The organism is Nocardia sp. NBC_01730 (genome assembly GCF_035920445.1).
Lineage (GTDB): Bacteria > Actinomycetota > Actinomycetes > Mycobacteriales > Mycobacteriaceae > Nocardia.
Genome location: NZ_CP109162.1, coordinates 2,485,221 through 2,502,085, shown reverse-complemented (window position 1 = coordinate 2,502,085; position 16,865 = coordinate 2,485,221). Strand labels below are relative to the sequence as shown.

Genomic DNA, 16,865 nt, shown 5'->3' with positions numbered 1-16,865 from the left:
CGCACAGGCCCCGTCGGCATCGGCAGGCGCTCGCCAAGGGCATTGACGACTCGTCAGCGCGCCCCGTCATGCGCCCATCGACATTGTCACTTCCCGCTCCGGGCCGGACTCGTGCCCGCACTGGTCGTCGAATGGCTCGAGCTCTGCGCGGGACCCCACCGGCGGAGACCGGTCGGAGTCGCTGTGTCCGCAGGGGAGGCGCCGCGGGTACCGCGTCGGACGTCGCCACGACGGCCAAGGGCCGCGCCGAGGTGATTACCAGGAGCATGCGCCCGATGGGCGATTCGGTGACGCGGGATCACGAATCCGTTTACCCGAGTACCTGTTCGACGGTGATCCGCTCGGCGGGCTGAGGCAATGATCCGCTCGGCGATCACCACCCCTCCCGCTCCGGCCGCGGCGATCACGGCGGCGAAGGCGAGCCGGGCCGGCCGCGGCACCCGCCTGAGCGCCGACCGGACACCGCGCCGGTCAGGTCGCACACGGCTGGGCAACTCGTTGAGGGACCGGAGGATCTGCGCCTCCAGTGTCGGCGGCGGATTCACCGCATCGACCACGGTCAGCGCCGCCAGCGTCTCCCTGATCCCGCGCACGATGCTTGCGAACGCTGCGGCGGTGCGGGGATCCGCCTCGGCCAGATGGTTTTCGATACTGCGGCGTTCGATCTCGGCTACCGCGTCCATCGCGTAGGGGTAGGCCAGATCGAGCAGGTCCGCACGGGACTGCTCGGTCTCCATCATTGCCGGTCACTTCCTGTCGGACAGATCTGGAGCCGTTCGAAGCCGTCTCCGATACGGCTCTTCCAGTGGGTAGTGGGACGGCGAGGTGGTGCGCCACCGCCTGCTGCTGGACCTCGGCGAGCGTGCCCAGGCATTCCACCAGGATTGTTCGTCGGAGCGGTGGGTGACGCTTCGGCGACGATGTCGTGGTTCCGGCCGAGGGGTGTGGCCGTAGTCGGCGCCGCGGATTTCTCCGCGTGCACTTGGTCGGCCGCCCGTCGGTGGGTCGGCATCATCAGCCGGCCGATCGGGTTCGACAACATGCGGTCGCAGTTGCCGCGCCCACGTTTGCAGGGTACACCCGACCAGCGGCCGACCTCGACTCACTGTGCAACCGGCCGTCGTCGATCGGGCGAAGCGGGAAGGGTCCTCCAGTGCTGCCGGTCAGACGGTCGGCACCGGGGCCGTCAAGGTAAATATTGCCCGATATCGTTGCGGGGCAGCGGGTTCGGTCAGCTCTCGACGGGGATGTCGATGCCATGCTGCAATACGGGCACCATGCGATCGAGGATGCGGTGCAGCGCGGTGGTCGAGTGGTCGGTGCCGAGCATCCGGTGGTCGAGCCCGACGTCGACGGCGGCGAAACACGCGGCGGCGGCGAGCAGCTGTGCCCTGTACTCGCAGCCTCCCGGTCCCGCCCACCGGTGTCTCAATGCGACAGGTCAGCCGGTAGCTACAGTGTGTCTCGTCGGTAGACCGTGCCGATCCGTGAACGAGAGGCGGGCACCCGTGCTGATGCGACGCGCAGCAATCACCATGGCCGTGGCAGTGACGCTGCTCATGGTGGGTAACGCGCACGCAGAGCCGGGGGAGGGGGCGCCGGGCACGGTCGTGCGCAACGAGGCGCTGCCAGAACAGCCGTGGGTGGCGGGCACCGGAACAGCGCGTCGGGTGACCTACTGGACCCGCACCTCCGACAATCGATCGGTGCTGTCCACCGGCGCCGTCTTCACTCCCGCAGGAACTCCGCCGAGCGGTGGCTGGCCGGTGATGTCCTGGGAACACGGCACGGTCGGCACCGGCGACGAGTGCGCACCCTCCACCGTGGGACGCAGCAAGCGCGACCTGGACTACCTCGCCACCTGGATGAAGCAGGGGTATGCCGTCGTTGCTACCGACTACATCGGGCTCGGCACCCCGGAGCCGCATGCCTACCTGGACGGCCGGGCCGAGGCGCACGCGGCGATCGACATGGTGCGTGCCGCCCGCGCCGTGGACGAGTCGCTGTCGTCGAAGTGGGTTGCCATCGGTCAGTCGCAGGGCGGCGGCGCGGCGGTTTTCACCGCATCGCTGGCCACGAAATACGCGCCGGAACTCGACTACCGGGGCGCGGTCGCCACCGGTCCGGCGTCCAACGTCGTGGAGACGGTTGCACTGGTCGGCCCCGGCACGCCCGCGATCAAGTCCCTGCACCTCACCGTCTACCTCACCTATGTGATGAACGGCTTGAAGGCCGCCCGCCCCGACTTCGACCGGGACAGCTACCTCACCCCGCTCGGCAAGCAACTGACCACGGCCGCGGAGACGCAGTGTTTCGCATCGATGGCCGCCCGCGCCGAGGGTATCTCGGTCGACCAGCTGTTCTCCCGCCCGCTGTCCGACGGTGATTTCGTCAGCACTGCCCGCCCGGTGCTGGATGTTCCGGTCACCGGCTACGACCGCCCACTGTTCATCGGCCAGGGCACCAACGACCTGGACGTCCCTGCCCCGTTGACCGCGAAACTGGTCGCCGACCTGGAACTCAACAGCGTTCGGCCCGAGGTGCACGTCTACCCGGGTAAGGACCACAGCGGCACCATGGACGCGTCCCTGCCCGACAGTATCCCGTTCGTCGCGCGCCTGTTCGCCTGAGTGAAATCGCAGTCGGTCGATCACGCTCTCCCGCAGCCTGTCGGGCGACCGGGTCTCCTGGTGCGCGGGTGTCTGGCTCGATGCCTGCGCGTGCGGACCAGGAGTTGCTCAGCGGCGCCCGTCGGGCAATGTCGGGACGCCCCGAGAAAGAACCTGACGCTCAGGCGTGCACTGCTGCGGGCTCCGGAGTCTCCGATTCCGCTGTCGGCGTTGCAGACCGGCGGATCGGGATGGCGAGCGCGAGGAGTGTGGCGAGCACTGCGCCGCCGCCTATTGTCGAGGACTCGATTGTGTACAGCACATATGGATTGTGTTATGCACAGTGATTGCACTATGCAAATTAGCTGAATAATGGCTATGCAGTAGATGTGTGGTGGACGAGCCCATGGTCCGCGAGCGCGTATGGGCAGGAGCGTGGAGTGGACAAACCCATATCCTTCGTGGAGTTCGAGACCATGCTGCTCAGGCGGCACGCAGGCCTGCTGTGCGGGGGCTCCGCCGACGCTCGCCCGAATGCACACGGAATCTCCACAATCGACGACGGATCTCTCCACAGCGGGTGGCTAGGGTTCCGTTCATGGACCAGAGCGCACCGCCCGCATCGCGACGGATTCTCGTGGTAGACGATGAGGTGACGATCGCGGAATCCGTCGCGGCGCGCCTTCGGTCCGAGGGTTTCACCGTCGACGTGGCGCACGACGGTCCTTCCGCGGTCGCCGCCGTCGAGCGCATCGAGCCCGACCTGGTGGTGCTCGACGTCATGCTGCCAGGGTTCGACGGGCTCGAGGTGTGCCGCCGCGTCCAGGCGGGCCGCCCGGTTCCGGTGCTCATGCTCACCGCGCGCACCGACGAAACCGACCAGCTCGTCGGCCTCGGTGTCGGCGCGGACGACTATCTCACCAAACCGTTCTCGCTGCGGGTGCTCGCGGCCAGGGTGCATGCGCTGCTGCGCCGGGTGGATCGCGCCGCCGACCGCGACGGCACCACGATCCTCGTCGGTGATCTGCGCATCGATGTCGACCAGCGTCGCGTGTGGCGCGCCGACGTCGAGGCGAAACTGACGCCGCTCGAATTCGACCTCCTCGCCCGCCTCGCCCGTCGCCCGCGCGTCGTGCTCGCGCGCGAGCGGCTGCTCGAAGAAGTCTGGGACTGGGCGGACGCCGCAGGCAGCCGCGCGGTCGACAGTCACGTCAAAGCGTTGCGCCGCAAGCTCGGCGCCGACCTGATCCGGACCGTGCACGGTGTCGGTTACGCGCTGGAGACCCGGTGAATCCGGGTATAGCTGCTTCGGCGATCGTCGCTCGGCGGTGGGTCCGCCGAATGGGCGATCGGGTGGCCGAGGCGTTGCCACGGCCGCTGGATCCGGTGCAGTCGATCAAGCTGAAGTTGGCGATCCTCATGCTGTGCTCGGGTGGAGTCGCGTTCGGTTTCTTCCGGTTCAAGATCGGATGGCTGCCGCCGCGAACGACGATCACCGCGGTGGTGATCGCGCTGGTGACTTCGCAGTTCCTCGCGCACGGCATCACCAGGCCGCTGCGCGAAATGACGGCGGCGGCCAAGCGGATGGCACACGGCGACTACACCCGTCGGGTGCGGGCGAGCTCACGCGACGAGGTCGGGCAGCTGGCGGTGGCGTTCAACCAGATGGCCGCCGACTTGGCTGCGGCCGACCAGCAACGCCGCGACCTCATCGCGAATGTCTCACACGAACTGCGCACGCCCATCACGGCCTTGCGCGCGGTGCTGGAGAATCTGGTCGACGGCGTCTCCGTACCCGATCCGACGACGCTGCGCACAGCACTGGCCCAGACCGAGCGGCTGAGCCTGCTGGTCTCCGAACTGCTGGACCTGTCCAGCATCGAAGCGGGCGCCTTCGCGCTCGACCGCGAAGATTTTCCTATCGCGCCCCTGCTGGCCGAGGTCGTCGCCGAGGCCGAGGTCATGACAGCCGCGCTCGGACGCGGCGTGCGCTTCCACACCGACGTGCTACCCGGCGCCGCTCGCATGTACGCGGACCGTGCGCGTTTACATCAGGTGCTGCTCAACCTGCTCGACAACGCCGCGCGGCACGGCCCCGCGGGTGGCGAAGTCCGCGTCGCCGCACGGGCGTCCCCGGGCGAGGTCGTCATCGACGTGCAGGACGAAGGGCCCGGCATTCCGCCCGCCGAGCGCGCCACTGTCTTCGACCGTTTCACCCGCGGCGGCCGCACCGCGGACGGCGGCACCGGCCTGGGTCTTGCCATCTCCCGCTGGGTGGTCGACCTGCATGGCGGGACCATCGCCGTCGCCGACCCCGGCTCCCGCATTCGAGTGGTTCTGCCGAATCCCTGACCTACCGCACCAGACAACCCGGACCGCCACGAGGGTCCCGGGGCGATGCCGTACACCCCGAGGAGGGAACAATCATGACCGAAACGCCTGAACCCGAGCCGAGTACAGAAACATCGTCCTTACCAGAGGCTGGCATCCCCCGTGATTCGACGTCGGAATCCCTCGAATCGGCCGCCGAGTCGGAGCGAGAGACTGCCGTGCGACCTGCTTCGGTACCGGATGTGACTGCGCCGCTGAGAAAGGGTCCCGGGGGCGAAGCCTTTGGCAGCGCCGAACCGAAAGCCCGGGGGGACGCCGCGCCGATGTCCCGCACAGCCGCTCAGCCGACTCCGCTGATCCGAATGCCGCCACCGAAGTGGCGACGAGTCGCCTGTCCTCCTGGAGTGGTGCCCGCCGCGCTGGTCTCCGGGCTGGCTGCCGCGATTCTGGTCCCGGGGGACCGCCCGGGAATCGGCTGGGTCCTCGCAGGCGCCGTGGCCGCGATGGCGGTCTTCCTCGTCGACCGCAACGCCCGCAGGAGTGCCGTGGACTTGACCGTCGAGCCTGGAACCGCGGAAGGTACTGCGCGGGAACCGAAGACCGAACGGCAGGCCGTGCCCGGACTCATCCGGCGCCTGCGAGGTCCGTCCGGCCGTGCCCGCTGCGTCGGACATGGTGATCGCGTAGTACTACGACACGGCGGACCCGAGCCAGCAGTAGTCCAGCGCCGGGAGAACGCGGAAAGGGCCTGGTGGACAACGCTCGCGCTCGCCCTGCTAGCGGTCGGGGCGTTCCGGGCCGCGGGCTGGCTGTTCGCGCTGTGTGTCGTCGCGGCGTGTGTGGCCGGTTCGCTGGCCGTCGTCGGACGCCGGTCGGCGAACGGCGTCCTCTACGACACGATCGCGGTTCCGCTCGAGGCATTGGCCGCGGTCCCGTGGGTGTACGCGGGCATGAGCCGGGTGCACGCGAGTAAGGCGAAGCGGGAGTGGCGGTTCGGGCTGTCGCTGGTGGTGACCGTCGCGCTGCTTGCGGTATTCGTGCCGCTGCTCGGCAGTGCCGACGCGACGTTCGCGACCTTGCTCGCGACGGTGACGCCGGACCTCGACGCGCCATCGGTGGCACGGTGGATCGTCCTTTTCGCGGTGGTCACGCTCGGTGCGCTGGGGGCGATGTTCGTGCTCGCCGGGCCGCCGCTGCCCGCCGCCTCGGCAGGAAGCGGCCAGAGTTTGCGGCGCCCGGAGTGGGCGCTGCCGGTCGGCGCGCTGGCGGTCCTGTTCGCCGCGTTCGTGGTCGCACAGTTCGTCGCCCTCTTCGGCGGCGATGGATACGTCCGGCGCACCGCGGGCCTGACCTACGCCGAGTACGCCCGCAGCGGGTTCTGGCAACTGTCGGCGGTCACCGTCCTGACCCTGGCGGTGCTCATGCTCGTGCTGCGCTGGGCTGCCCAGGACACCGCCGTCGACCGGCTGTGGCTGCGCGGGCTGCTCACGGCGGTGAGCGTGCTCGCGCTGATCATCGTCGCCTCGGCCCTCGGCCGGATGTGGACCTACCAGCAGGCCTATGGCTTCACGGTCCTTCGCCTGGTGGTTGAGGTCTGCGAATTGTGGCTCGGCCTGGTCTACCTCCAGGTCCTGGTGGCAGTAGCGCGTTTGGAACGCTCGTGGCTGCCGCGTGCTGTGCTCGGCTCCGCCATGGTCACGGTGCTCGCCCTCGCGGTCCTCGACCCGGAACGGCTGATCGCCGACAAGAACATCGACCGCTGGCAACAGGGCAGGTCGTTCGACGCCGACTATCTCGGCACCCTCTCGCCGGACATCCTTCCCGCGACCGATCGCCTCCCCGAGCCGCTGCGCACCGACCTGCGTGCCCGGCTGCGTGCCGACCTCGAGGAGGACAGCTGGCAGAGTTGGAACCGCTCCCGCGCGAACGCGCGCTAGTCAGCGGACGATCGGCCACGCAATACGCTTGTATTATCGCTGATCGTGGGTTATAACTGGCCTGAGTGGGCATTGTTGTCGCTGGTGGGGATCGACCCTCGCGAGGTGGCGCAGGTGCTCATGGGTGCCCGCCGATGGCCTCGACGGGCGCGTGGCCGAAACGAGCTGGCGGTCCTGACGGTGTGGGGCCGCACCGACACCGGTCGGCCACTCATCGTCGCTGTCCGCCGCACCGAAGGCTGGCAGTGGGACATCCTTGGGGCGGTCGAGATGACCGCCGCCCAGGTGGCCGAACTCGAGCGCTGGGAGCACGCCGATGACTGACTACCCGACAAATCCGAATGACGTCCAGGACTTCCTATCCGTCCTCGAATACTCCGACGCGCCGGTGGCACCGGCCGACGTGCCGCCGCCGCTGCGTGCCGAGGACGCGGTCACCGTCACCACGTCCCTGCGCATTCCGCTCGATCTGCACCAGCGGGTCAAGAAGGCCGCCGAACAGCGCAACGTCACCATGTCCGCGCTCATCCGCGACTGGATCGAGCTGGAACTGGCCGCCCTGGAGAACGACCAGCCCATCTCCCGCGCCGACGCTTTGCGCGCCCTCGCCGCCCTGCACCCGCTGCCACAGTCGGCGTAGCGGACTCCGCGCGCCACCTGCGGAGCAGAATCCGATCGAGCCGGTGTGCGCACCGGTTCCGGCCGGGCGCGGAGCAATTCGAGCGTGACGATCGCTCCGGAGCTGCTGCGGAGCACATGTGCGGACCGGTCACCGGACAACTAGGCCACGAGCCGGGTCCGTAGAGCGATGGCGTCGCGTGGCGCCATCACCTTCGCGTCGTTGTCGAAATAGGCGTATGCATCGCAGGATTCGGCCCACCCGCGGATCTTCGCGGCCCACGTGTCCAGGTCGTCGTCGGTGTACCCGCTGACGTAGAGCTCGTCGTGCCCGTGCAACCGGATGTACACGAAGTCCGCGGTGACCTCCTCGAGCAGCGGATACTTGCCCGCCGAGTCGGCGACCACCAGCGCGACGCCGTGCCGCGTGAGCAATTCGGTGAACCTCGGCGTCGCGAAGCTGTCGTGCCGGATCTCCATCGCATACCGCATCGGGCGGTCGGCGTCGGTCGTCGTATGTGCGGGATCGACCCGGTAGTCGTGTCGCTGCGCGACCTCGACGGCTTGCGCGGTGGTGCGGGGGAGGTGGGCGAGGAACGCGTCGAGCACCTGCGCGTCGAATGAGAAGTTCGGTGGCAGCTGCCAGAGGATCGGGCCCAGCTTCGGCCCGAGCGCGAGCGGTCCGGACGCGAGGAAGTTCGCCAGCAGCGTGTCGCCGTCGCGGAGCCGCTTGATGTGGGTAATGAATCTGCTGCCCTTCACCGCGAACACGAAGTCGTCCGGGGTCTGCTCGGCCCACATCTGATAGCTCGACGGACGTTGTAGCGAATAGAAGGACCCGTTGATCTCGACGCTGTCGAGCCGCTCGGACAGGTAGGCCAGTTCACGCTTCTGCGCCAGCCCTGCGGGGTAGAACACCCCGCGCCAGGGCGGATACACCCATCCCGATGTGCCGACTCGAATCTGGCCCATCCCTCCATGGTGGCAAACGGCTACGTCGGCTTCCGTAGCGCTGCGACCCGTCCGACCAGCCATGCCACCAGCACCGCGGCGAGAAACGACAGCAGTGACGCACTCATCCACGGTTGCTCGGTGAAATGCAAGGTGTCCCGAACCCGTACCCAGAAGTCGGTCCACACACCCGCATCACCGGGGTTGACCAGCTGATATACCGAAAGGCCCAGCAGCCAGGCGAAGACCATTCCCCAGCGTGAGGGCGCGTCCTGCCCAGTGTTCCACTTGCCTTTCGCCCGCAGGAAGAAGTCGGCTACCAGCACACCGAGCAGTGGCACGAACACCGACCCGATCAGCCCGAGGAAGCCGAAGTAGTTGGCCATATTCAATCGCAGCGCGAGCAGCGTGATCAGGATGCCGAGACCGATCGAGAGGATACGGCGGTCGATTCGCGGCGCCAGGTTCTGGATCGAGACGGCGGTGGAGTAGACGTTGGCGAACGACTGATCGGTCTCGCGCACTACGAAGACGAAGAAGAACAGTGCGCCGAGGCTCGCCTGGAGGAACGGGGCGTAGGGGCCACCGTCGCCGGTCGCGAGCGCCAGCGCGAACAGCCCGAGGACGTAGGCGACGATCTGGGTGACCGCGTACGCCCCGCTGGCTGCCCCGAACGCCGAGCGGGCGCTGCGGGCATGGCGGGTGTAGTCGGCGGCGACCGGCACCCAGGAGATCGAGACGGCCAGCGCGGCGTCGGTCGCGATCCAGAAGAGATTCCAGTCCACCCCGAACGGGCCGCCTCCGCGCGGACCGGGATTGCTCCGCAGGTCGGGCAGGCTGGCCCGGAAGAACTGGACATAGAACCAGATCAGTGCGATGACGACGCCGACCGTCACGAACCGGCGCAGCAGCCGGACCGACCCGAGCGGCCAGATCGTCAGGATGGTCGTGAGCACGCCAGCGGCCACCACATAGAGCCAGTGCGGGCCGCCGTGGAACAGCTCGTCGGCCGCGTCGCCGATCACGATCAGCTCGAAGGTCCCCCAGCCGATCAGCTGCGCGATGTTGAGCACCGTCGGCAGGTAGCTGAGCTTCCCGCCGAACAGACCACGCAGCAGCATCATCGCGGGCTTGCCGGTCCGCGCACCGGGGACGGCTGCCGCACCGAGCATCAACCCGCCCACCACGGTTCCGATGATCGTTGCGAGAATGCCCGCCGCGATCGAGATCTGCGCGGTGCCCTGCGTATTCGGCGCGAGCACCGTGTACGCACCGGAGAACGCGAAGAGGCTGACGCCGAGGTTGGCCCAGAACGCGCTTTGGTCCCAGAACGACAGGACCTTCGGCGCGGGCTCGTCGAGCGTAAGCGGCGCTTCGCGCCCGGCTTTGTCCAAGGTCGATGACGACATGGCGGAAAGCTCCCTACGCCGGCATTACCCGGACAGGTTCATGCGGTCGGCGACGCAGGGTCCGCCCTCTCAGCCCGGCCGTGCCCGAGCTCCCGCGGTGGGGTGATTCCGGCGAATCGTACACCCGCACCCGTCCTGGCGACCGAGACAACAGCGAGGGCGCGACGTGATGGCACCTCGGTGACCCGGCTCGTCTTGCCTCGAACCGCTTCGACACCGGTCCGCCGTACCGCCCCGGCCAACTACCAGGGCATCTACGACGCGCACTGACTTCTCGGAAATCGATCGGGACCCCATGGGCCGAAACGGCTTGTGGCACTGTGTGATTCGCAGGAGTCGCCTTCGTCTCCCTGGGTGACTAACCCAGCAGGAACGAGCCCGCGAACCAGGCCAGAAGCACCAGCGCGGCGCCGAGCGCCGCGCCGGGAAACAGTGCTCGTCCCTGCTTGGCCGCCATGCCCGACATCACCGCGCCGACGACGAATCCCACGATTCCGCCGCCGATCATCACCCACGCGCCCGCGCTCGTGTCGACATGGCAGGCCGGTTTGGCGTCACACACACCGCCTGCCATCAGAAACCACGGCGCGATGATCGCCGACATCATGGCCAGCGACGCGGGCAGGAACCACAGCAACGCACTCACGATCAGGTCCGCATTGCTCGGTGGTTCGACCGGGCGGGCGTCACGGCTCTCACGCGTCGGATAGCCGGAACTCTCGCGCGTCGGATAGCCGGAAGGGGTTGCGCCTTGGGACACCTGGTTCAGGTAACCGTGCATCGTGTCTCGCTATCGCTTGTCGGTGGAGTCGGCCGGGCCGATGGTTGTTATACACCAGCCGCGCGCGCACCGAATTCGTTGTGTCCCCGTCGATACGAGCGCCGGACCCGCCCCGCCATCATTCCAGCCCGCCTGACCACTGGCCACCATTTCCCGCATGCGGCATCCCCTGGGCGCCAGGTGTACCTCATACAGCGAACCGGCGATATTACCGAGCATCGGGTCGGGCTCGACGCGAAACGAAACATTTTCGCGGACATCGAGAGTTCGAGTCACACCATAAACCTCGGCCGCGCAGGCGTTCTAGCTGATGCCTCCTCGGAAGTGCATGCATCACACAGGGAACCGCTGATCGACCTTCGGCTGAAAGGGATCCGGTCAAAAGGGGGATCGGCCCAGGTCACACGGGTCTACCGATGTCAGCGACCTACCTACCGGACCATCCTGTGTGTCGATCCGCCCGTTGGTCTGGGTGACGCGGTGCCACGGTGCGCCGAATGGACTGGACGACAGCGAGGTTTAGCCGCGCGGTGGTCCACGCCGCCGTTTCCTGGCTCGCATTCGTCGAAGTCGTTCTGATGTGGGAGTGTGCAGTGTCCCGAGAGTTTGTCCCCCCAGCGAACAGCCTTGGCGCACACCATGGTTCTCCGGTCGAGACCGGTGCCGAACGTGTGTCGCTGTATTCCGCCGAGTTCGCGGCCGATCCGCACCGCGCCTACCGGGACATGCGGGACCGCTACGGTTCGATGGTGCCGGTCGAGCTGGCGCCGGGGGTGCCCGCGACGCTGGTGATCGGCTATCACGCCGCGGTGCGAATCCTGCACGATCCGGCGCACTTCCCGGCCGACCCCCGCGTCTGGCAGGCGAACATCCCCGCCGACTGTCCAGTGCTGCCGGTCCTGGAGTGGCGTCCGAACGCCCTGCGCAGCGCAGGAAATGAGCACCTTCGCTACCGGCAGGCCAACACCGCGAGCATCAACGCAGTAGACCTGCACGCCCTGCACCGCACGGTTGAGCGGATCGCCGTCCCGCTGATCAACTCCTTCTGTGCGGCAGGTACGGCCGACCTGGTGACCCGATACGCCCTCCCGCTCGCCTTCGAGGCGATCAACGCGATGCTGGGTTGCCCGCCGGATATCGGGCAGCAGGTCGCCGCCGCGACCGCCGCGGTCTTCGACGGCATCGACGCCGAGGAGGGCAACCGGATGCTCAGCGAGGCGCTGCTGCGGCTGGTCGAACTCAAACGCGCCGAGCCGGGCGTCGACATCACGACGCGGCTGCTCCAGCACCCGGCGAACCTCGATGATGCGGAGCTGATCCACCAGCTCGTCGTTCTCTACGGCGGGATCGAACCGCTGCGGAATCTGATCATCAACAGTCTCGTGCTGATCCTCACCGACGACCGCTTCGGCGGTCACGTCCTCGGCGGCAGCCTGTCCACCCGCGACGCTCTCGACGAGGTGCTGTTCACCGACCCACCGATGGCGAACTTCAGCGTCAGCTACCCGCGCCAGCCGATCCTGATCGACAATGTCTGGCTGCCCGCGCACCAACCCGTCGTCATCAGCATGGCGGGCTGCAACAACGACCCGGCGATCAGCGCCGCCGACCACAGCGGCAACCGGTCGCATCTGGCGTGGGGCCTGGGGCCACACGCCTGCCCCGCAAGGAGCCCGGCCTACCTGATCGTCCAAGACGCGATCGACCAGCTGCTCGACGCGCTGCCCGAACTGCAGCCTGCCGTCGCGGTAGAAGAATTGTCCTGGCGGCCAGGGCCTTTCCATCGAGCCCTCGCCGCGCTGCCGGTCGTCTTCCCCCCGACTCCGCCTTGGGATTCGTGATATCCGGGGCGTTCGCCGCTCACGTCGGGGACCCCGCGAACTGGGCCATGTTCGCGGGTCGCGCGAAGGTGTCGGTGAACGCGTCGGCCAGCGTCGGGTCGTGCTGCGCGGCGAGCATCAGCTCCTGCATCGCGGGAGGGGGGTCGAGCACCGTCGCGGTCCACAGCGCAGCGGGGTGCGCGACGCCGGTGAGCCACGGCGCGGCGGCCCATTCCATCCAGGCCCGGTCGTAAGGGCCGCCGGGATTGTGCAGGATCGCCTCGCTGTAGCGGATCGCGCACTGGACGGCGTTGTTGGCGCCCTGCGCGCCGCCCGGGTCCATCCGGCAGACGACGTCGCCGCCGCCGAGCACGGGCGTGCCGGACGGCAGGGTGCCCACCGGCTTGCGCATGGCCGGTGTCACGGCGCCGACGAGGGTCGCCCCGGCATCGGTCGGTTCGGCGGCGCGATACCGGTCGGCGAGCTCGGCGGGCAGGAGGTGATCGAGCAGCTCTTTCGCCTGCCGGACGCGTTCGGTCGGCGTGCTGTGCGAATCGAACACGTCCAGCGCACCGCCGGACCGCGCCTCGAAGAGGACCATCTCGCACCGGCGTTCCTGTCCGGGGCGGCCGGTCAGTCCGGGGTACGAGATCACTTCGCCGTGTCCGGGCAGGGAGATGTAGGTGCCCAGGTTGTCCGGGTCCGGTTGGACGCCGTCGAGATACAACACCGCGAGGCGTCGCAGGGGTTCGGCGGGAACGGTCCACGTCGGGTCGGCCTCGAAACACGCGGCGAGTTCGCGCGAGGCGCGGGTGACGACGGTCAGGTCGTAGTCGGCGGCCCGGCGATCGAGTTCCGCCACCGACGGGTCGGCGATCCGCAGGTCTCCGCCCTCGGCTACGAACTCGCTGAGCCAGCGCGCGAATACGGTCCGCTGGTCCACGCTCTGTGCCGGTCGGGTGAGGTGCCCGGACCAGCCGACCACCACCGTGCGGTCGACGACCATGCTGAGGCGGATGCCCTCGATGTTCGGCGCGGTCGACTGCCAGAAACCGAGCCCCGCATCCGATTCGAGGTCCAGGGTGGGCGAGAACTTGACCTGCGTGCTGGTCACTGTGCCCGCGAGGACGGCGTCGGCGTCGCGGTCGGCCACCAGGGTGACCGACTTGCCGCCTCGCAGGAGCCGATGGGCGAGGGGCAATCCGCATTCGCCTGCTCCGAGTACCTGTATCTGTCCCACTGCGCGTCCTTTCGGTGGTGAAGATCGACTGCGGGTCGATAGTGAGATCGTTGGCGAATAGGTGGGTAAGCCACATCGGTAGGGACCGTCGGCATCGGCGCTCAGGTCCACAAACTCCGGCACGGCAACGGCGGCAGGTCGCCGCGAAGATCGTGGTCGATGGTGACGACCGCACCGATCCTGGTGGCGGCCGCGGCGAATTGCCGGGCAATGATGCTCGCGTCCCGATAGTCCAGCTCGATCGGTGGGTGTTCGAACCGCACGTGGATCCGGCACCAATCTCTACGCTGGTGTCGTCCATCGGCGGTGTCCCGGCGCTCCGGTGCAGACATCGTTTTCCTGTGCTCAGTTCGTCCGCGGCGCCGGTTCTGCGCCGCGGTGACTTATCAGGATCGCCGGATAGGTAGGTCGTGCGCATCGGTGGCCCGGCCGCGATCTGCCGCCGAATACCTATGCCTCTCGGCTTTCCGTCGCCGAGACCCGACTAGGCTGCCTTGGTGTGTCGGTAAGTCGTGCGCCGAGTCCGGGTTTCCCGCCGGCGGCCACCAGTGATTTCGTCGGTCGCGAACGCGAGCTGGAAAACGTCGGGGTGCTATTGCTCGGCGCCAACCGCCTGGTCACCTTGATCGGCGTGGGCGGGATCGGGAAAACTCGTCTGGCGACGGAAGTCGTGCACCGATTCCAGAAGGCGCGGCGGGTGCCGGTGCACTGGGTGCGCCTGGCCCGGCTGGCGAAGGGCGCCGACGCGTCGGCCGTCGAGGAGGAGCTCGCGCAGTCGCTGGTTGACGCCGACTTCTCCGGACGGTCAGCGTGGGATGCGGTGGTGAGTACGCTCGGTCGCACCGACGCTGTGGGCCGCGCCGTGCAGACGATCCTCGTGATGGACAACTGCGAACACGTCCTGGACGGGGCGGCCCGGGTGATCGCCGACCTGCTCGACGCGGTACCCGGACTCACCGTGCTGGCCACCAGCCGCGAGGCGATCGGCTGGGTCGACGAGCAACTCGTGCCCGTGCCCGCGCTGTCCCAGGAACAGGCGCTGACCCTGTTCCGTCGACGCGCGGATCTGACCGGGCACACCATCGCCGACCGCGACGTCGAGGATGCCGTCGCGATCTGCGGGCACGTGCACAACCACCCGCTCTACATCCGGCTGGCCGCCGCGCGACTGCTGCGCCAACCGCTCGCGATGATCCTGCGTGACCTCAGCGGGGAGGTGAGCGACCGGAGGCTGCGCTGGTCGCATGGTCCGCGCGTCGGCGCCGACGAACGGCATCAGGGCATTCGCGATGTGATCGCCTGGTCCTACGACCTGTGCCGGGACAAGGAGCGCCTGCTCTTCGAGCGGTTGGCGGTGTTCGCGGCCGGATACGACGTCGGCCACGAGGACGCGGGCGCGTCCGGGCTCGATGTGGGCGCCGAGCTCGAGGCGATCGAGGCGGTCTGCTCCGACGAGGACGATGACGGTCTTGCCCGCGCCGAGATCGAGGATCTGCTCGAGCGGCTGGCGGACCAATCGCTCGTGTCGGTCCACCTGACCGCGGACACGGCGCGCTACTCGCTGCTGGAGAGTTTTCGCGTGTTCGCCCAGCAGCGACTGCGCGAGCGCGGCGACGAATGGGCTCGCTTGACGCGCAGACACCGCAGTTACTACCGCGACAAGGTCGTCGCGGCACAGGTCGAATGGTTCGGCCCGGCCGAACAGGACATACTCGACTGGGCCGGGGCGGCCTGGGACAACCTGCTGTGCGCCATCGACGGCAGCCTCAGCACGCCGGGGGAGGCTGCCGTCGGTCTGGAGATCGCGGCCGGGCTTATCGCGCTGCGCGCCCCGTTCTTCAGGGGGTCGCTGCGCGAGCCCCGCCGCTTGGCCGAGCGCACCCTCGCCGCCACCCGCGGTCTCGACCCGCAGCCGGTTCAACTGCAACTCGCGGCGATGTCGATGATCGGGTGGATCAGTTTGTGCCAGGGCGCGCACGAGGATGCCGAACGCATGCTCGACGACTGCGTCGCGCTCTGCGTGCCGGATCCGGCGGCCCGCGCGGGCTGGCGCGAGCACCCCGAACGCGATTTGGGTCTGCCCGCTCCGGTGGAATTCGCCAGAGGCAGTGAGCTGCTGCTGGTGCGGTGCGATGTGCGCGCGATCGGTGTCTTGGCCCGTGCGCGTGCGAAATCCGTGGAGCGGGACGACCGCGGCGGCGCCGCGATGGGCGGGCTGTTCGAGGCGCTCGCCGCCGCGTTCCTGGGTACGGCGGCGCAGGCGCTCGACATCACCCGGTGGCACCTGGACGACGCGCAGCGGTCCGGCGCGCAGTGGGCCGAGTCGTGGGCCCAATTGGCCTGGGCGATCGCGCTGACCAAACATGGCGACCCGAAGCAAGCCTTGGCGGTGGGGCGTGCGACGCTGTCGAGCCAACTGGCGATGCGCGATCAGTGGGGTGGGGTGTGGGGGATCCACGTCCACGCGTGGATCCTGGCACGTTTGATCGCCGACGCAGGCGACGAGCGTTCCGGTGAGGTGACCGAGTGGGCGCTGGACATCGCGCGGCTCATCGGTGGTGTCGCCGCTTTGCGGCAGAGATTGGGCGTGGATATCGCGAACCTGGGACCGTTCGCCACCGAGACCGCCGCCGCAGCCGCGGTCGCCCGTGAGGTCCTCGGCGCGACGGACTTCGCGGCGGCCGAGCGCGAGGGTTCGCTGCTGCGGCCCGAACTCGGTGAGGTGGCCCAATTGGCCTTGGGCGCATTGTCGCTGGACCGCCTGCCGGTGGACCACCCCGTACGGCAGCAGCGCCCATCCCGATGGCAGGATCTGTCGACCGCCGAGCAGGATGTAGCGACTTTGGCGGCGGCGGGCTGGACCAACACCGCGATCGCCGCGCGACGGGGCAGCTCCTTCAAGACCGTGGACGCCCAGATGGCCGCGATCCTGCAGAAGCTGATGATCGGCTCGCGCGAGGACATCCTCGTCCTCGTGCCCGCCGACCAGCGGGCTCGGGTGGCAGAGGAAGCCACCCGCCGCCCGAAGCGCACACGGCGGTCGTGAGGCAGTCGAATCGGTGGGCCTGCTGTTCCCCGATGAATCTCCGCCTCCACCAGCGGGTAACCGACCCCGTGGTCGTGCGGGCACAGCGGGACAACCAGTCCCGGCCAGTGGTCGATAAGCTGG

At 68.5% G+C, this 16,865-nt stretch carries 15 protein-coding genes and 1 riboswitch; of the genes, 8 read left to right on the top strand and 7 right to left on the bottom strand.

Going from position 1 to position 16,865, the window contains the following annotated elements; translation table 11 throughout:
• Positions 1-86: 86 nt before the first annotated feature.
• Positions 87-740: an RskA family anti-sigma factor gene (locus OHB12_RS09480; RefSeq protein WP_327118131.1), complete on the bottom strand. Its 654-nt coding sequence runs from the start codon at positions 738-740 to the stop codon at positions 87-89.
• A 491-nt stretch (positions 741-1,231) separates the two neighbouring features.
• Entirely contained in the window at positions 1,232-1,432 is a 201-nt protein-coding gene (locus OHB12_RS09475) for a hypothetical protein (protein ID WP_327118129.1), read from the bottom strand.
• 82 nt (positions 1,433-1,514) lie between these two features.
• Here OHB12_RS09475 and OHB12_RS09470 point away from each other — a divergent pair, with 82 nt between their 5' ends.
• The 6 genes from OHB12_RS09470 to OHB12_RS09445 all read left to right on the top strand — a co-directional run bounded on the left by OHB12_RS09470 (position 1,515) and on the right by OHB12_RS09445 (position 7,517).
• Positions 1,515-2,630 (top strand): lipase family protein, encoded by a 1,116-nt coding sequence (locus OHB12_RS09470; protein WP_327120966.1) that lies wholly within the window; start codon positions 1,515-1,517, stop codon positions 2,628-2,630.
• Positions 2,631-3,207: 577 nt separating this feature from the next.
• Positions 3,208-3,900, top strand: a complete 693-nt coding sequence (locus OHB12_RS09465) for a response regulator transcription factor (RefSeq protein ID WP_327118127.1) — start codon at positions 3,208-3,210, stop codon at positions 3,898-3,900.
• A gap of 50 nt (positions 3,901-3,950) precedes the next feature.
• On the top strand, positions 3,951-4,961 hold the full coding sequence (locus tag OHB12_RS09460; protein ID WP_327118125.1) for a HAMP domain-containing sensor histidine kinase: 1,011 nt from the start codon (positions 3,951-3,953) through the stop codon (positions 4,959-4,961).
• 302 nt (positions 4,962-5,263) lie between these two features.
• A complete protein-coding gene (locus OHB12_RS09455) occupies positions 5,264-6,877 on the top strand; it encodes a DUF4153 domain-containing protein (RefSeq protein WP_327118124.1) in 1,614 nt (537 codons plus the stop codon).
• 45 nt (positions 6,878-6,922) lie between these two features.
• Positions 6,923-7,201 (top strand): hypothetical protein, encoded by a 279-nt coding sequence (locus OHB12_RS09450; RefSeq protein ID WP_327118123.1) that lies wholly within the window; start codon positions 6,923-6,925, stop codon positions 7,199-7,201.
• The gene (locus OHB12_RS09445; protein ID WP_327118121.1) at positions 7,194-7,517 is read left to right on the top strand and encodes a CopG family transcriptional regulator; all 324 of its coding nucleotides are present in this window, start codon (positions 7,194-7,196) and stop codon (positions 7,515-7,517) included. The genes OHB12_RS09450 and OHB12_RS09445 overlap by 8 nt, the downstream gene beginning before the upstream one ends.
• A 140-nt stretch (positions 7,518-7,657) precedes the next feature.
• Here the strand turns inward: OHB12_RS09445 and OHB12_RS09440 are convergent, their stop codons facing one another.
• From OHB12_RS09440 to OHB12_RS09430, 3 genes are all read right to left on the bottom strand, one after another.
• Positions 7,658-8,467: a DUF72 domain-containing protein gene (locus tag OHB12_RS09440; protein WP_327118119.1), complete on the bottom strand. Its 810-nt coding sequence runs from the start codon at positions 8,465-8,467 to the stop codon at positions 7,658-7,660.
• A 20-nt stretch (positions 8,468-8,487) separates the two neighbouring features.
• Positions 8,488-9,855, bottom strand: coding sequence for a purine-cytosine permease family protein (locus tag OHB12_RS09435; protein WP_327118117.1), 1,368 nt, complete (start codon positions 9,853-9,855; stop codon positions 8,488-8,490).
• A riboswitch (TPP riboswitch) is annotated at positions 9,849-9,961 on the bottom strand. It overlaps the preceding gene by 7 nt.
• A 252-nt stretch (positions 9,962-10,213) precedes the next feature.
• Positions 10,214-10,636, bottom strand: a complete 423-nt coding sequence (locus OHB12_RS09430; RefSeq protein WP_327118115.1) for a hypothetical protein — start codon at positions 10,634-10,636, stop codon at positions 10,214-10,216.
• A 593-nt stretch (positions 10,637-11,229) separates the two neighbouring features.
• On the opposite strand from OHB12_RS09430, the gene OHB12_RS09425 reads away from it, so the two are divergent.
• A complete protein-coding gene (locus OHB12_RS09425) occupies positions 11,230-12,477 on the top strand; it encodes a cytochrome P450 (RefSeq protein WP_327118113.1) in 1,248 nt (415 codons plus the stop codon).
• 19 nt (positions 12,478-12,496) lie between these two features.
• Here OHB12_RS09425 and OHB12_RS09420 read toward each other — a convergent pair whose 3' ends face one another.
• Positions 12,497-13,696, bottom strand: a complete 1,200-nt coding sequence (locus tag OHB12_RS09420; protein WP_327118111.1) for a styrene monooxygenase/indole monooxygenase family protein — start codon at positions 13,694-13,696, stop codon at positions 12,497-12,499.
• Between the two features lie 101 nt (positions 13,697-13,797).
• A complete protein-coding gene (locus tag OHB12_RS09415) occupies positions 13,798-14,028 on the bottom strand; it encodes a hypothetical protein (RefSeq protein WP_327118109.1) in 231 nt (76 codons plus the stop codon).
• Positions 14,029-14,195: 167 nt separating this feature from the next.
• Here OHB12_RS09415 and OHB12_RS09410 point away from each other — a divergent pair, with 167 nt between their 5' ends.
• Positions 14,196-16,742, top strand: coding sequence for a helix-turn-helix transcriptional regulator (locus OHB12_RS09410; protein ID WP_327118107.1), 2,547 nt, complete (start codon positions 14,196-14,198; stop codon positions 16,740-16,742).
• Positions 16,743-16,865 lie beyond the last annotated feature (123 nt).